The sequence below is a fragment of the Yersinia sp. 2540 StPb PI genome, assembly GCF_052217165.1.
In the GTDB taxonomy this organism is placed as follows: domain Bacteria; phylum Pseudomonadota; class Gammaproteobacteria; order Enterobacterales; family Enterobacteriaceae; genus Yersinia; species Yersinia enterocolitica_E.
The window spans coordinates 1796388-1813006 of the sequence record NZ_JAZGQC010000001.1; the positions used below are offsets into that span (position 1 = coordinate 1796388).

Here is a 16619-nt window from a genome sequence, read left to right on the forward strand (position 1 = left end):
AGGAACCGTTCACCAGCCAAGTTTATATCCTTATTTAGGGTAGTTAGTGGGGCAGGTTCCACGTCCGGTCAATATTAGAAATTCAATAGAGGTTATCATGGCTTTAGAACGTACTTTCTCCATCATCAAACCCAATGCTGTTGCCAATAACGACATTGGTGCCATTTATGCGCGTTTTGAAAGTGCTGGTTTCGAAATCATTGCTGCAAAAATGCTGCACCTGACCAAAGAACAAGCAGAAGGTTTTTACGCAGAACATAAAGGCCGCCCGTTCTTCGATGGTTTGGTTGAATTTATGACCTCTGGCCCAATTATGGTACAAGTTCTGGCAGGCGAAAATGCCGTTCAGCGCAACCGCGATATCATGGGGGCTACTAACCCAGATAACGCACTGGCGGGTACTTTGCGTGCTGACTTTGCCGACAGTTTTACCGCTAACGCAGTACACGGTTCTGATGCGGTTGAATCAGCTCAGCGTGAAATTGCCTATTTCTTCGCTGCGGATGAGATTTTTCCCCGTCGCTAATGAGTTGATTCTGTGTAGGAATGGCCGAGATTTAATCAACTGAAACAATAAAGTTGCCCGGACACCTTTCCAATCATGGAATCCATGCTCTAAAATTTGTACAATGCCGCGCCCCGGTGGAGACATCTCTCCCGGGGCGTTCTATTATTTATTTATCGCCGTTTCGAAAGCCTATCCGGTTTAAAGCGCAGCGCCGTAAAGTGTAACAACGAGGCCACGACAACTCATGTCTGAACAATTACTAACTTCATCAGCGCCAATTGCTGCTGCCCCTACGCCTGACAGCACGGTCGTCACCACCGCGCCCGTCACTGGCAAAATTAATCTGCTCGATTTAAATCGTCAACAAATGCGCCAATTTTTTGCCGAAATGGGCGAGAAGCCTTTCCGGGCAGATCAGGTCATGAAGTGGATATATCACTATTGCTTTGATGATTTCGAGCAAATGACCGACATTAATAAAGTGCTACGCGCCAAATTGCAGCGGGTAGCAGAAATCCGTGCACCGGAAGTGACTGAAGAGCAGCGATCAACGGATGGCACCATTAAATGGGCCATCAAAGTTGGTGATCAGCAAGTTGAAACCGTCTATATCCCGGAAGGCGATCGCGCAACACTGTGTGTGTCATCCCAGGTAGGCTGCGCACTGGAGTGTAAATTCTGCTCCACAGCACAACAGGGCTTTAACCGTAACCTGCGGGTATCGGAAATCATCGGTCAGGTATGGCGTGCGGCCAAAATTATCGGCGCAGTAAAAGCCACCGGTATCCGCCCAATCACCAATGTGGTGATGATGGGGATGGGTGAACCTTTGCTCAACCTGAATAACGTGGTGCCGGCCATGGATATCATGATGGACGACTTTGGTTTCGGCTTATCTAAACGCCGTGTGACCTTGTCTACTTCCGGCGTGGTTCCGGCGCTGGACAAGCTGGGTGATATGATTGATGTGGCGTTGGCTATCTCATTGCACGCGCCGACCGATGATATCCGCGATGAAATCGTGCCAATCAACCGTAAATATAATATTGAAACCTTCCTGGCTGCGGTACGGCGTTATTTGGATAAATCCAAAGCCAATGGCGGGCGGGTTACCGTCGAATACGTTATGCTGGATCACATCAATGACAGCGTGGAACAAGCTCATCAACTGGCGGAATGTCTGAAAGACACACCATGTAAGATTAACTTGATCCCATGGAACCCGTTCCCTGGCGCACCTTATGGCCGTAGTTCAAACAGCCGGGTGGATCGTTTTTCTAAGGTATTGATGGAATATGGTTTTACCACCATTGTGCGTAAAACGCGTGGTGACGATATAGATGCTGCATGTGGCCAGTTAGCGGGTGAGGTGATTGACCGCACCAAGCGTACCTTGAAAAAGAAAATGGCCGGTGAACCTATCGTTATTAAGACAGTCTGATTGAAAGTATTGATTTGTTCTATATAACTAATTGTTATTTAACTTATAATTTGTTAGATGCTCAATACTGAAAAAGCTATACCCTAAATAATTCAAGTCGTGAGTATCGCGAACGAGCATGACGCTGAGGTATGACGGGTATCTTCACATATAAGGACAATTGAGAAAGCATGAAGCTGACAAGACTGTGGAGAGTTTGCCTGATTGCGACCGTATTGGCTGGTTGTTCCGGTTCATCGCCGGAAAAGGTTAGCCAATCCGCCGCCGGGCAGACGCGTTTACAACTGGGTTTAGAGTATTTGGCGCAGGGTGATCTTAATGCCGCGCGGCAGAATCTTGAGAAGGCTGTAGAGGCTGATCCACAGGATTATCGCGCTCAATTGGGTATGGCGTTTTACGAACAACGTATCGGTGAAAACAGTGCCGCAGAGCAGCGTTATCAGCAAGCGATGAAACTGGCACCTGGAAATGGCACGGTACTGAATAATTACGGTGCGTTTCTGTGTGGTTTAGGGCAGTATGTACCGGCCCAACAACAGTTTAGCGCAGCAGCGCTGCTGCCCGATTACGGTCAGGTGGCAGATAGTCTGGAAAACGCTGGATATTGCTTTTTACGGGCCAATCAAAATGACCAGGCTCGGATACTGTTGAGTCGGGCATTGAAGTATGATCCTGATAAAGGTGAGCCGCTGCTTGCAGAAGCTCAAAGGCATTTTGGAGAAGGGAATCGCGCTCAGGCGCAACTATTACTGGATGTTTACCAACATACACTTCCGGCCAGTGCTGAAAGTTTATGGTTACAAATTCGTTTCGCCGCGCTAGCAGGCCGTCAAGATAGTGTTCAACGCTATGGCAAGCAGCTTGCGCGAAGTTTTCCACAATCCAAACAGTACCAGCATTTTCTAGCTAATGAATACTGAAGCCTCCCAAGATCAAACTGTTCCAGAGACGACAGGTGTGCGCCTGCGTCAAGCCCGCGAAGCTCTAGGGCTAACTCAGCAGACGGTTGCAGAACGTCTGTGTTTGAAGGTATCCACAATCCGTGATCTTGAGGAGGATAAAGCGCAAGCTAATCTCGCCTCAACATTCCACCGTGGTTACATTCGTTCCTACGCCAAACTGGTTCACCTTCCTGAAGATGAACTGTTACCTATGTTGGCAAAACAAGCACCAATCAGGGCAGCAAAAGTGGCCCCAATGCAAAGTTTTTCATTGGGGAAAAAGCATAAAAAACGTGATGGCTGGTTGATGAGTTTCACCTGGCTTATTGTGTTGGTTGTGCTGGGGTTGACAGGAGCATGGTGGTGGCAAAATCATCAGGCGCAGCAAGCAGAGATAGCCACTATGGCTGATCAATCCTCTGCCCAGCTGTTGCAAAATGGCGGGCAATCTGTGCCGCTGTCTGATGAGAATAGCGATCCTAACGCGCCGACCGATACCCAGGCTCCGATTGCGAATAGTCAGCCTGCCTCTACACCAACGGCAAGTGGTACTGCACCGGTAACAAACAGTACAGCACCTGTGGATACGGTAAATAACCGTGTCGAGACAGCAACTAATCAGGGAGCGACTCCGGCGGAGTCTGTGGTTGTTTCCCCGAGTCAGGCAGTTGTGCCTGATGCTTCTACCGCGCAATCACCACTACCTACAGCAGACGCTGGGGTAAATGGTGCGGCATCATCTGTGGGTTCATTGGTAATGAACTTCAAAGCTGATTGCTGGTTACAGGTTGTTGATGCGAGTGGAAAAACATTGTTTAGCGGTATCCAAAAAGGAGGCGCGACCCTCAACCTATCGGGGAAATCCCCTTATAAACTGACTATCGGTGCACCTGGTGCGCTGACAATCACATATCAGGGTAATCCGGTTGATTTGAGTAAGTTTATTAAGGCTAATCGCGTAGCGCGCCTGACTGTCGGTGTAGAGTAATATTGTGGTTTTGACAAACTATGTTGTGGTTCAGCTAAACCGCCACTGTAGTTTTGAAAAACTGCTTTGTTGTATAAACTACACGACTGTAAAGGAGAGTGTGTAATGCATAACGAAACCCCAATTATCCGACGTAAATCTACCCGGATTTACGTCGGTAAAGTGCCAATTGGTGATGGTGCGCCGATTGCAGTGCAATCGATGACCAATACTAAAACCACGGATGTTGCTGCGACTGTTGCCCAAATCGTAGCATTGCAACGTGTTGGTGTGGATATCGTGCGAGTCTCAGTACCCACCATGGAAGCGGCTGAGGCGTTTAAATTAATCAAGCAGCATAAAGACGTCATTGTGCCGCTGGTTGCTGATATTCATTTTGACTACCGTATCGCCCTGAAAGTGGCTGAGTACGGTGTTGATTGCTTGCGCATTAACCCCGGTAATATTGGCAACGAAGCCCGTATCCGAGACGTGGTTGCTAGCGCTCGCCACTACAACATCCCTATCCGTATCGGTATCAATGGTGGATCGCTGGAGAAAGATATTCAGGAGAAATACGGTGAACCTACGCCGGAAGCCCTGCTTGAATCCGCGATGCGTCATGTCGACATTCTTGACCGCCTCAATTTTGATCAGTTTAAAGTCAGTGTTAAAGCCTCAGATGTTTTCCTGGCGGTAAACTCCTATCGTTTGTTAGCCAAAAGAATCGACCAACCTTTGCATTTGGGTATCACCGAAGCGGGTGGTGCGCGCAGTGGTTCAGTTAAATCTGCCATTGGATTAGGTTTGTTGCTGTCTGAAGGTATTGGCGATACGTTGCGTATCTCGCTGGCGGCTGATCCGGTTGAAGAAGTCAAAGTCGGTTTCGATATTCTTAAATCTTTGCGCATCCGTGCCCGTGGGATTAACTTTATCGCTTGCCCAACATGCTCGCGCCAAGAATTTGACGTTATCGGTACTGTGAATGCTTTAGAACAGCGGTTAGAAGATCTGATTACACCTATGGATGTCTCTATCATCGGTTGTGTGGTCAATGGCCCGGGTGAGGCCTTAGTGTCGACTATCGGTGTGACCGGTGCTCATAACAAAAGCGGTTTCTACGAAGACGGTGTTCGTCAAAAAGAACGCTTTGATAACAAAAATATGATTGACCAGTTGGAAGCCAAAATTCGGGCTAAAGCATCAATGCTTGATGCTAATAATCGGATTGTTATCAATCAATTGGATGATGAATAAACATCGTTGGTCATGGGTTGTCGGTCAGCACAAAAGCGGGTTTTAGCCCGCTTTACATTGCGCCAGTAGGGGTAACAAGTTGTCATCATTGAATATATGGGTGGCAAGCCTCTATAATCGGCTTTATTTTTTGCACCATGCCCAAAGTAATTAGAGTGGCTGCGAACGGCGCTGCTGCTTCAAGTAAACAGGGTATAAAACTACAGAGAACAGACGTGGCAAAGAACATTCAAGCCATCCGTGGTATGAACGACTACCTGCCAGCCGATACGGCAGTATGGCAGCGCATTGAAAGTATCTTGAAGCAAGTGCTTGCAGGCTACGGTTATAGCGAAATTCGCATGCCGATTGTAGAGCAGACCCCGTTATTCAAGCGCGCGATCGGTGAAGTCACCGACGTGGTTGAAAAAGAGATGTATACCTTTGATGATCGCAATGGCGAAAGTCTGACACTGCGTCCTGAGGGAACCGCAGGGTGTGTACGTGCAGGTATTGAACATGGTCTGCTGTACAATCAGGAACAGCGTCTGTGGTACATCGGTCCGATGTTCCGCTATGAGCGCCCACAGAAAGGCCGCTATCGTCAATTCCATCAGTTGGGTGCGGAAGTTTTCGGTCTGCAAGGGCCGGATATTGATGCTGAATTAATTTTGCTGACGGCTCGCTGGTGGCGTGCTTTAGGTATCTCAGAGCATGTGCAACTTGAACTGAACTCCATTGGTTCATTGGATGCGCGTGCTGATTACCGTGAAGCGCTGGTGACTTTCCTCGAGCAACACGTTGAGGTACTGGACGAAGATTGTAAGCGCCGGATGTACAGTAATCCGCTGAGGGTGTTGGACTCCAAAAATCCCGATGTTCAATTGCTGCTAAATGATGCGCCTAAGCTATCTGAATATCTGGATGAAGAGTCAAAACAACATTTTGCAGGTCTGTGTGAACTTTTAGACCAGGCCAGCATCCCATATACCGTCAATGAGCGTTTAGTTCGTGGTTTAGATTATTATAACCGTACGGTATTTGAGTGGGTCACCAATAGCTTGGGCGCACAAGGCACTGTGTGTGCCGGTGGGCGTTACGACGGTTTGGTTGAACAACTCGGTGGGCGTGCAACGCCTGCGGTTGGTTTTGCCATGGGCCTTGAGCGTTTGGTTCTGTTAGTGCAGGCCGTAAATGCTGACTTCCAGGTACCAGCGACAGTAGATGTTTATGTCATTTCGTCTGGTCAGGATACGCAAAGTGCCGCAATGCTACTTGCTGAAAACCTGCGTGATGCCATGCCAACGCTGAAATTAATGACCAATTACGGCGGTGGTAATGTCAAAAAGCAATTTACCCGCGCTGATAAGTGGGGTGCCCGTGTGGCATTAATGCTTGGCGAAAGCGAAGTAGCAGCACAGCAAGTGGTCGTAAAAGATTTGCGAAATGGTGAACAAGAAACGCTGGCGCAAGCGGATGTTGCTGCGCGTCTGGCTTTGATGTTGGGTTAAGGAGAGAGACACCGTGGAAGTCTATACCACTGAAAATGACCAGGTTGATGCAGTGCGCCGTTTCTTTAGTGAGAATGGTAAAGCGCTGGCCGTGGGTGTGGTGCTCGGGATTGGTGCATTAGTGGGTTGGCGTTACTGGCAGAGTCATCAGAACACTGTCTTGACGGAAGCCTCCTCTGCCTATCAGCAAGCCAGTGATGCTTTGTCAGCTAACAGTGCTGATGGTGTTGCTGTTGCTGAAAAATTTGTTCAGGGCAATAGCAATAACTACGGCGTACTGGCCGGGTTAGAGCTGGCTCATCACTTTGTTGAGCTAAATGAGTTTGATAAAGCGGCGCAACAACTCACTCAGGCGCTGGGTCAGACCAAAGATGAAAATCTGTTGTCACTGATTAATTTGCGTCTTGCACGTCTGCAATTGCAATTGAAGAAACCAGACGACGCATTGAAAACGCTGGATGCGGTGCAGGGTGATGGTTGGACTGCGATGGCTCAGGATGTCCGTGGCGATGCGCTATTGAGTAAAGGTGATACCGCAGGTGCGCGAGCTGCTTACAGCAAAGGCGTCGAATCAAATGCTTCTCAGGCGCTGCAAGCTTTGCTGCGCATGAAATTGAATAATTTGTCCAGCTAAGGGGTATTCCCATGCAATTGCGTAAAACACTCTTAGTAGGACTGGTATCTGTTGCCCTATTGAGCGGTTGTTCACTGTTTAACAGTGAAGAAGATGTGGTTACCATGTCACCACTGCCAAAAATTGAGAATCAATTCACACCAACTAAAGTGTGGAGTACCTCAGTAGGTGGTGGTGTCGGTGATTATTACTCCCATTTGCGCCCAGCCTGGCAGGGGACGACTGTCTTTGCCGCCGACCGTAAAGGTTTGGTGAAAGCCATGGATGCCGACAGCGGTAAGCAAATCTGGCAAACCGATTTGTCTGAAAAAACCAACTTCCTTTCCAGCAACCGTTCTGCAATGTTATCTGGTGGCGTCACTGCATCAGGTGCCCATGTGTACGTCGGCAGCGAGAAAGCGGTAGTTTATGCGCTTAATTCCGATGATGGTCAGGTTGCATGGCAGACCGTGGTGGCGGGTGAAGCATTATCTCGTCCGGTTGTCAGCGATGGGGTGGTACTGATCCATACATCAAATGGCATGCTGCAAGCACTGAATGAATCAGACGGTGCGATTAAGTGGACATTAAACCTCGATACACCAGCGCTCTCTCTGCGCGGTGAATCTGCGCCAGCAGTCGCATTCGGTGCAGCGATTGTCGGTGGTGACAATGGCCGCGTCAGTGCGGTAATGATGGAACAAGGCCAGTTGATCTGGCAACAGCGTATTTCCCAAGTGACAGGTACCACTGAAATTGACCGCCTGAACGACGTTGATACCACGCCTGTGGTTGTTGATGGTGTGGTTTATGCTTTGGCATACAATGGTAACTTGACTGCATTAGATCTGCGTTCCGGCCAGATCCTGTGGAAGCGTGAAATGGGATCAGTGAATGACATCATTGTCGACGCGGGTCGCATTTATCTGGTCGATCAAAATGACCGAATTGTTGCGCTGAAAACAGATGGCGGTATAACCCTTTGGAGTCAAAGCGATTTATTACATCGTAACTTGACAGCTCCTGTGATGTATAATGGGTATCTGGTTGTAGGTGATGCCGAAGGTTATCTGCACTGGGTGAATACCGATGATGGCCGTTTTGTCGCTCAGCAGAGCGTAGACAGCTCCGGCTTCCTGAGTGCGCCAGTGGTTGCCAGCGATAAGTTGTTGGTTCAGGCGAGAGGCGGCACGGTATACGCGTTCACCCGTTAATCCTGATTTAGTGCCTGTTTAACAGGCCAATAATAGGTCAATACCCAAAGTTATTGGTGTTGCAGCAAGGCAGCAAACGAATGAACCCTAATGAACTGATACCGTCAGTTATTCGGGTTAGTGAATGCCGCTAATATCGCAGCAACGTTCAAAACGCAGGGTTTTAAGCGGCTCCTGAGATTCAGGGGCCGTTTGTCTTCTAAAAACTGCGCTGTTGCAGGTTTGGTACAGCGCTGTAATGATTTGAAAATTAAGTAATGAGGCTTCAACAATGATACCTGTCATCGCGCTGGTCGGGCGCCCGAATGTGGGTAAATCCACTCTATTTAACCGTTTAACGCACACCCGTGATGCGTTAGTTGCGGACTTTCCCGGGCTAACGCGTGACCGTAAGTATGGTCGTGCCGAGGTCGAGGGTCATGAGTTTATTGTTATCGATACCGGAGGTATTGATGGCACAGAAGATGGCGTAGAAACCAAGATGGCAGGTCAATCGTTATTGGCGATTGAAGAGGCCGATATTGTCCTGTTTATGGTTGATGCCCGCGCGGGCTTGATGCCTGCGGATCAGGGGATTGCCCAGCATCTGCGCAGTCGTGAAAAAGCGACTTTCCTGGTTGCCAACAAAACTGATGGTATTGATCCAGATACTGCTACAGCAGATTTCTATTCATTGGGCTTAGGTGAAGTTCATGCTATCGCGGCGTCCCATGGCCGTGGTGTGACTCAGTTGATTGAAGATGTTATGGCACCTTATATGGATGCTGTAGAACCTGAAATTGAATTGACCGATGAAGAAGCGAATGCGGCTTATTGGGCCGCACAGGAAGCTGAGGACGACGCTGTTCCTGAAGATGACGCAGAAGATGATTTTGACCCACGGACTCTGCCAATCAAACTGGCAATTGTCGGGCGTCCTAATGTAGGTAAGTCCACACTAACCAACCGCATTCTCGGTGAAGATCGGGTGGTGGTCTATGATATGCCGGGCACCACGCGTGACAGCATTTATATTCCTATGACCCGCGATGAGCGTGAATATATCCTGATTGATACTGCGGGGGTGCGTAAACGCGGCAAAATCACCGAAACGGTTGAAAAATTCTCAGTAATTAAAACCTTGCAGGCCATCGAAGATTCCAATGTTGTACTGTTGGTTATTGATGCTCGTGATGGTATTTCGGATCAGGATCTGTCGCTGTTGGGCTTTATTCTCAATAGTGGGCGCTCACTTGTTATTGCGGTCAACAAATGGGATGGCATGACAGAAGAAGCGCGTGCGCAGGTTAAAGATATGCTGGATCTGCGTCTTGGTTTTGTCGATTTTGCGCGGATTCACTTTATCTCAGCCTTACATGGCAGTGGCGTGGGTAATCTGTTTGAATCTATTCAAGAAGCCTATGACTGCTCAACCAAACGTGTGGGCACTTCCTTACTGACCCGCATTATGCAGATGGCCGAAGAAGACCATCAGCCTCCTTTGGTGCGTGGCCGTCGCGTCAAATTGAAGTATGCCCATGCTGGGGGTTACAACCCGCCGATTGTCGTAATCCACGGCAACCAGGTTACTGACCTGTCGGATTCGTATAAACGCTACCTGATGAATTACTTCCGTCGTTCATTGAAAGTAATGGGGACGCCAATTCGCATCCAGTTTAAAGAGGGCGAGAACCCATTCGCGGGTAAGCGCAATCCATTAACACCAAATCAGATGCGTAAACGTAAGCGTTTGATGTCGCACTTGAAAAAAGGTAAATAATCTACCCTTCATCTGTCAAGTTGCAGGTGTGTTGGCTGCTCTCAATAACCCGAATCACTTGACTGCGTAAGCTCATCGGGATTAATGAGCCTCATCTTTGAGGCTCACACTGCGGGCTAGCATAAATGCTGTTCAAATCGGTTCCCGACCGATTTGTATCTCGCTTGCCGCCTTCCTGTATCTTGACATCTATTGGGTATACTAAAAAGCGCGGGCATTCCGCGCTTTTTGCACATTTAACGACCGCGGTCAGTAAAACGCAGCTTTGGCCGCTTAACCGTAAACAAAGGGAGTTGAAAGTCAGTCATGTCTTGGGAAACCTGGAGTTTTGCATTTAGTGTCACGATGCCTAACTTGCTGATGATGTTACTCGGTGTGCTGTTACGGCGCTTTGGCTTGATGGATGATCGCTTCTGCGATGGTGCCACCAAGCTGGTCTTCAATCTCGCCCTCCCTTGTCTGCTGTTTTTTAGTGTCGCGACCAATCATGTCAGCTTATTGGATAACCTACCCTTGGTTGTTTATGGCGCTATTGGTACGTTGGTGACCTTCTTGCTGTTGGAAGTCGCCGCCAAGTGGTTGGTAAAAGACCCAAAAGAGCGTGGTGTATTCGTGCAGGGAGGGTTCAGAGCCAATACCGCTATCGTGGGGTTGGCTTTTGCCATGACGGCGTATGGTGCCGAAGGGGTGGCACTCGGCTCGATGTATCTGACGGTGACAGTAATTTTATTTAATATGCTGTCGGTGATCACCCTGACTCGCAGTCTGCAAGCTGGGCAGGGCGGCAAAATCAGTAAATTGGCACTGTTACGCAGTATTGTGACTAATCCGCTGATAATTGGGCTACTGTGCGGTTTACTCTACGCACAAACGCAATTACCCCTTCCTCAGGTGATTGTCCAGACGGGGAGTTATATCTCTGCTTTGGCATTACCATTGGCTCTGTTATGCACCGGAGCGAGCCTCGACTGGCACGCGATGTTCCGTTCTTCCAATGTGGCAGCGTTATCTTCAACAGCTAAATTATTCGTGGTGCCAATATTGATGACCGTTGGTGGCTTGTTGATGGGCTTTCGTGGGGCGACATTAGGGATTATATTTCTGTTCTCTGCCACTCCAACGGCGGCTGGCAGTTATGTTATGACCCGCGCCATGGGAGGCAATGCCACCCTGGCGGCGAATATCATTGCCATCACCACGGTCGGTTCATTCTTTACCACCGCGCTGGGGATTTACTTCCTACGATCGCTCGGGGTGATGTAGTTTTTAAGGAGAAGTCGATGGATGCATTATGCCCGGTTTGCCAAAAACTGATGACCGAAGTAAGTGGCCACTTTCATTGCTCTAATTGCCATGGCAACTATCAGCAACAGGCGGAGTGCCCTGATTGCGCCAAACCGTTGCAGGTGCTGAAGGCGTGTGGCGCGATTGATTATTTCTGCCAGCACGGTCACGGACTCATTTCGAAAAGCCGCGTTCACTTTAGTTACTTGCCGACGATTTGACTGGCAGCAATTGAGCCAGGCGGCGTTACTCTTTTGCCGCTTTCCGTTGACGAACCTTCTTCGCCACATTGATTTGGGTGATTTCACTTTCTACCCAACCGTCCTGCAATCGGGTGGTCAGCTTATCACCTGTCTGCACCTGCTTAGTGGTTTTCAGCACTACCCCAGCCGGAGTCTGCGTGACACTGTAGCCACGGGCCAAGGTTGCTAATGGGCTGACGGCCTCTAACTGCGAGCAGGCGATACCAAAACGCTGCCGATAACCATTAAGCTGGCGCTCTAATGCCTGACGCAAACGGTATTCCTGCTGCTGCACTTGCTGGCTGTAACGGTGAATTTGCCCTTGCGGTTGCACTTGCGCGAGGCGCTGCTGGAGCCGTTCGGTGCGCCGGCTTAACCAGCGGATTTGGTTTTGCGCGCTCTCTTCCAGGCGGCGTTGCAGCTTTAATAACAGGGTCTGCTGACGTGCCAGTCGCAAATGTGGATGTTGTTGCTGTAAACGGTGTTCAAGGCGGGTGAATTGCTGGCCGCGCTGCGCCAGATAATAATCCATCGCCATTTCCATCCGCTGCTGCTGCCCTTGAATTTGCCTGACCAGCTCAACCTGGTTACGGCTTACTAATTCTGCGGCAGCAGACGGTGTTGGCGCCCGCAAGTCAGCGACAAAATCAGCAATAGTGATGTCGGTTTCATGGCCGACCGCACTGACTATCGGGATGTGGCTATTGAAAATAGCGCGGGCGACCCGTTCGTCGTTAAAACTCCACAGGTCTTCCAGCGATCCGCCGCCGCGCCCGACGATTAATATATCGCACTCGGCACGTAGGTTAGCTAACTGAATGGCACGGACTATCTGCAATGGAGCATCAACTCCTTGCACTGCTGTTGGGTAAATAATTACCGGCAATGATGGGTCACGGCGTTGCAAAACCTGTAGAACATCATGCAGCGCCGCACCACTGGCAGAGGTGATGACGCCAACTTGCCTGGCAGGACTTGGCAACGGTTGTTTATGATGTTGATCAAATAGCCCTTCCGCCGCCAGTTGTTGCTTGAGTTGATCAAACTGTTGTTGCAGCAATCCGTCACCGGCAGGCTGCATGCTTTCCGCAATTAACTGATAATCGCCACGCGGCTCGTACAGGGTAATCGATGCCCTGACCAACACTTGCTGACCATTTTGTGGACGAAACGTGGTGCGGCGGTTAGTGTTGCGAAACATCGCGCAACGCACCTGCGCTTGAGCGTCTTTTAGGGTGAAATACCAGTGACCGGATGACGGTTGGGAGAAATTGGATATCTCGGCCGTGAGCCAAATCTGGCCCATTTCCATTTCCAGCAGTTGTCGCACCGTCTGATTAAGACGGCTAACAGTAAAAATTGTTGATGCGGAAGATTGTGACATGTGACCTGGATCAAATTTTAAAACAAGCACTTAATTGACTGATATTACCTACCTCAGACCGGTTGGCAAGAAAAATTATGAGAAAGTGCTGGAGGCAACCGATTACGCTCTGTATAATGCCACGGCAATATTTTATCTTTTCACATCCACCTTGGTGAGATATTGCCCATGCTACGTATCAAGAAAGAAGCTCTGACATTTGACGACGTTCTCCTGGTTCCAGCCCACTCCACAGTTTTGCCTAATACGGCCGAACTTGGCACTCAACTGACCGCAACTATCCGCCTAAATATCCCTATGCTGTCCGCAGCCATGGATACCGTTACCGAAGCTCGTCTGGCCATTGCGCTGGCACAAGAGGGCGGTTTAGGTTTCATTCACAAAAATATGTCCATTGAGCGCCAGGCTGAAGAAGTCAGCCGCGTGAAAAAACACGAAAGTGGCGTTGTTACCGAGCCGCAGACTGTTACCCCAACCACCACACTGCGCCAAGTGAAAGAATTGACTGCCCGTAACGGTTTTGCTGGTTACCCGGTGGTAACCGAAGATTATGAGCTGGTTGGCATTATCACTGGCCGTGATGTGCGCTTTGTGACTGACTTAGACCAACCCGTGACGGCGGTGATGACACCGAAAGAGCGTCTGGTTACCGTCAAGGAAGGCGAAGCTCGCGAAATTGTCTTGCAAAAAATGCATGAAAAACGTGTCGAGAAAGCATTGGTTGTTGATGATAGCTTCCATCTGCGCGGCATGATTACTGTAAAAGACTTCCAGAAGGCAGAGCGCAAACCTAACGCCTGTAAGGACGAACATGGCCGTCTACGTGTTGGGGCTGCTGTGGGTGCCGGTGCCGGCAATGAAGAGCGTATCGACGCGCTGGTCACCGCAGGTGTTGATGTTTTACTGATTGACTCATCCCATGGTCACTCTGAAGGTGTTCTGCAACGAATCCGTGAAACCCGTGCCAAATATCCTAACCTGCAAATCGTTGGCGGTAACGTTGCGACGGGCGCGGGTGCAAAAGCCTTGGCTGATGCCGGTGTGAGTGCCGTAAAAGTAGGGATTGGTCCAGGTTCAATTTGCACCACCCGTATTGTGACTGGTGTAGGTGTGCCACAGATCACGGCGATTGCTGATGCGGTCGAAGCACTGGAAGGCACCGGTATTCCGGTGATTGCTGATGGCGGTATCCGTTTCTCTGGCGATATTTCTAAAGCCATTGCCGCGGGTGCTTCCTGTGTCATGGTGGGGTCTATGCTGGCAGGGACTGAAGAGTCTCCGGGCGAAATCGAACTCTATCAGGGTCGTTCATTCAAATCTTACCGTGGTATGGGCTCACTGGGCGCGATGTCCAAAGGCTCTTCTGACCGTTACTTCCAAACTGACAATGCTGCCGATAAACTGGTACCGGAAGGTATTGAAGGTCGTGTCGCATACAAAGGTTTGTTGAAAGAGATTGTACATCAGCAAATGGGGGGCTTGCGCTCCTGCATGGGGCTTACCGGTTGTGCCACTATCAATGAATTGCGTACCAAAGCTGAGTTTGTGCGCATCAGTGGTGCAGGGATTCAAGAAAGCCATGTGCATGATGTGACTATCACTAAAGAATCCCCTAACTATCGCATGGGCTAATTCCAGGGGCTTAAACCGGCGAATTTGGTCATCGTTCGCGGCTCGCATTGCTCATTGACTTAGTGTCAACTGCGTATGCTGTGCTGCGGGCGTTAACTAACTTCTTGGCTTCGCCGACTGGAATGATTCATAAATAATTATGGTAACTATTTAATTTTATTATTTCTCTGTGGAATACGCCGCACATGACAAAAAATATCCATAAGCATCGCATCCTTATTCTTGATTTCGGCTCGCAATACACCCAACTGGTGGCGCGACGCGTTCGTGAAATCGGTGTCTATTGTGAACTATGGGCGTGGGACGTAACCGAAGCTCAGATCCGCGAATTTAATCCAAGCGGCATCATTCTTTCTGGCGGTCCTGAAAGCACGACTGAGCACGACAGCCCACGCGCACCTGATTACGTGTTCACTGCGGGTGTCCCGGTATTAGGTGTGTGCTACGGTATGCAGACTATGGCGATGCAACTGGGGGGGAAAGTTGAAGGTTCAAATCAGCGCGAGTTCGGTTATGCGCAGGTGGAAATCAAAACTGACAGCGCACTGATCCGCGATATCAAAGATGCTATCAATCCAGCCAATGAAGCAATATTGGATGTATGGATGAGCCATGGTGACAAAGTCACTGCCATCCCAGCTGATTTTGTGACGGTTGCCAGCACCGATACCTGCCCGTTTGCCATTATGGCCAACGAAGAAAAGCGTTTTTATGGCGTGCAGTTCCATCCAGAAGTCACACATACCAAACAAGGCCAACGCCTGTTAGAGCGCTTTGTGTTGGATATCTGCGGCTGTGAAGCCTTATGGACCCCGGCCACCATTATCGAAGACGCCATTGTTCGTCTGCGTGAGCAAATTGGTGAAGACCATGTGATTCTTGGCCTGTCCGGTGGTGTTGACTCATCTGTGACGGCAATGCTGCTGCATCGTGCTATTGGTGACCGCCTGACTTGTGTGTTTGTCGATAACGGGCTGCTACGGTTGAACGAAGCCGACCAAGTGCTGGAAATGTTCGGTGATAAATTCGGCCTGAATATTGTTCATGTTGCCGCCGAAAATCGTTTCCTTGCAGCGCTGGCTGGTGTCGATGAACCTGAAGCGAAGCGTAAAATCATTGGTCGCGTGTTTGTCGAACTGTTTGATGAAGAAGCGTGTAAGCAAGATCAAGTGAAGTGGTTGGCACAAGGCACCATCTACCCTGATGTGATTGAATCAGCCGCGTCTGCTACTGGTAAAGCACACGTAATTAAATCTCACCACAATGTGGGCGGTTTGCCGAAAGAGATGAAATTGGGGCTGGTTGAGCCGCTGAAAGAGCTGTTTAAAGATGAAGTACGCAAAATTGGCCTGGAATTAGGTCTGCCGTACGACATGCTATACCGCCATCCATTCCCAGGTCCAGGTTTGGGTGTACGTGTTCTGGGCGAAGTAAAAAAAGAGTATTGTGACTTGCTGCGCCGCGCTGATGCCATCTTTATCGAAGAGCTGCATAAAGCTGATCTGTACAATAAAGTGAGCCAAGCCTTTACTGTATTCCTGCCAGTGCGTTCTGTTGGTGTGATGGGCGATGGGCGTAAATACGATTGGGTGGTTTCACTGCGCGCAGTAGAAACCATCGATTTTATGACCGCACATTGGGCGCATCTGCCATACGACTTCCTGGGCCGCGTTTCAAACCGCATTATCAATGAAGTGAATGGTATTTCCCGTGTAGTTTACGATATCAGTGGCAAGCCACCAGCTACCATTGAGTGGGAATAAATACTATCACTCGTCGATAAGATAGTGCTCTGACATTAATTAAGCCTCCGAACTTTCGGGGGCTTTTTATTTTGGCTGCGATTAAATAAAAATTTATATTTTACCTTCACGGATAAATAAAAAA

General features: G+C 49.3%; 14 protein-coding genes. 13 read left to right on the forward strand and 1 reads right to left on the reverse strand.

What is annotated here, in order from left to right; translation table 11 throughout:
- Positions 1-97: 97 nt before the first annotated feature.
- The 11 genes from ndk to V1956_RS08215 all read left to right on the forward strand — a co-directional run bounded on the left by ndk (position 98) and on the right by V1956_RS08215 (position 11695).
- Complete coding sequence (ndk, locus tag V1956_RS08165) at positions 98-526, forward strand: nucleoside-diphosphate kinase (protein WP_372559665.1); 429 nt, start codon at positions 98-100, stop codon at positions 524-526.
- Positions 527-752: 226 nt separating this feature from the next.
- Positions 753-1949 carry a bifunctional tRNA (adenosine(37)-C2)-methyltransferase TrmG/ribosomal RNA large subunit methyltransferase RlmN gene (locus V1956_RS08170; protein WP_420071665.1) on the forward strand — a complete coding sequence of 399 codons (1197 nt, stop codon included), beginning with the start codon at positions 753-755 and terminating at the stop codon, positions 1947-1949.
- A 170-nt stretch (positions 1950-2119) separates the two neighbouring features.
- Entirely contained in the window at positions 2120-2869 is a 750-nt protein-coding gene (gene pilW, locus V1956_RS08175; RefSeq protein WP_420071666.1) for a type IV pilus biogenesis/stability protein PilW, read from the forward strand.
- On the forward strand, positions 2859-3878 hold the full coding sequence (gene rodZ, locus V1956_RS08180) for a cytoskeleton protein RodZ (protein WP_372559662.1): 1020 nt from the start codon (positions 2859-2861) through the stop codon (positions 3876-3878). The genes pilW and rodZ overlap by 11 nt, the downstream gene beginning before the upstream one ends.
- A 105-nt stretch (positions 3879-3983) precedes the next feature.
- Positions 3984-5114, forward strand: a complete 1131-nt coding sequence (gene ispG, locus V1956_RS08185; RefSeq protein ID WP_420071667.1) for a flavodoxin-dependent (E)-4-hydroxy-3-methylbut-2-enyl-diphosphate synthase — start codon at positions 3984-3986, stop codon at positions 5112-5114.
- Between the two features lie 215 nt (positions 5115-5329).
- Complete coding sequence (gene hisS, locus V1956_RS08190; protein ID WP_083163201.1) at positions 5330-6604, forward strand: histidine--tRNA ligase; 1275 nt, start codon at positions 5330-5332, stop codon at positions 6602-6604.
- Positions 6605-6617: 13 nt separating this feature from the next.
- The gene (locus V1956_RS08195) at positions 6618-7238 is read left to right on the forward strand and encodes a YfgM family protein (protein WP_372559659.1); all 621 of its coding nucleotides are present in this window, start codon (positions 6618-6620) and stop codon (positions 7236-7238) included.
- An 11-nt stretch (positions 7239-7249) separates the two neighbouring features.
- Positions 7250-8431: an outer membrane protein assembly factor BamB gene (gene bamB, locus V1956_RS08200; RefSeq protein WP_083163205.1), complete on the forward strand. Its 1182-nt coding sequence runs from the start codon at positions 7250-7252 to the stop codon at positions 8429-8431.
- Positions 8432-8702: 271 nt separating this feature from the next.
- Entirely contained in the window at positions 8703-10190 is a 1488-nt protein-coding gene (gene der, locus V1956_RS08205; protein ID WP_372559658.1) for a ribosome biogenesis GTPase Der, read from the forward strand.
- Positions 10191-10496: 306 nt separating this feature from the next.
- The gene (locus V1956_RS08210) at positions 10497-11453 is read left to right on the forward strand and encodes an AEC family transporter (RefSeq protein WP_083163209.1); all 957 of its coding nucleotides are present in this window, start codon (positions 10497-10499) and stop codon (positions 11451-11453) included.
- Positions 11454-11470: 17 nt separating this feature from the next.
- On the forward strand, positions 11471-11695 hold the full coding sequence (locus V1956_RS08215; RefSeq protein ID WP_372559657.1) for a zinc ribbon domain-containing protein: 225 nt from the start codon (positions 11471-11473) through the stop codon (positions 11693-11695).
- Positions 11696-11720: 25 nt separating this feature from the next.
- Here the strand turns inward: V1956_RS08215 and xseA are convergent, their stop codons facing one another.
- Complete coding sequence (gene xseA, locus V1956_RS08220; protein ID WP_420074973.1) at positions 11721-13100, reverse strand: exodeoxyribonuclease VII large subunit; 1380 nt, start codon at positions 13098-13100, stop codon at positions 11721-11723.
- Positions 13101-13268: 168 nt separating this feature from the next.
- Here xseA and guaB point away from each other — a divergent pair, with 168 nt between their 5' ends.
- Both guaB and guaA read left to right on the forward strand, forming a co-directional pair.
- Entirely contained in the window at positions 13269-14732 is a 1464-nt protein-coding gene (gene guaB, locus V1956_RS08225) for an IMP dehydrogenase (protein WP_083163216.1), read from the forward strand.
- Between the two features lie 185 nt (positions 14733-14917).
- Positions 14918-16495 (forward strand): glutamine-hydrolyzing GMP synthase, encoded by a 1578-nt coding sequence (gene guaA / locus V1956_RS08230; protein ID WP_083163218.1) that lies wholly within the window; start codon positions 14918-14920, stop codon positions 16493-16495.
- Positions 16496-16619: the final 124 nt, after the last annotated feature.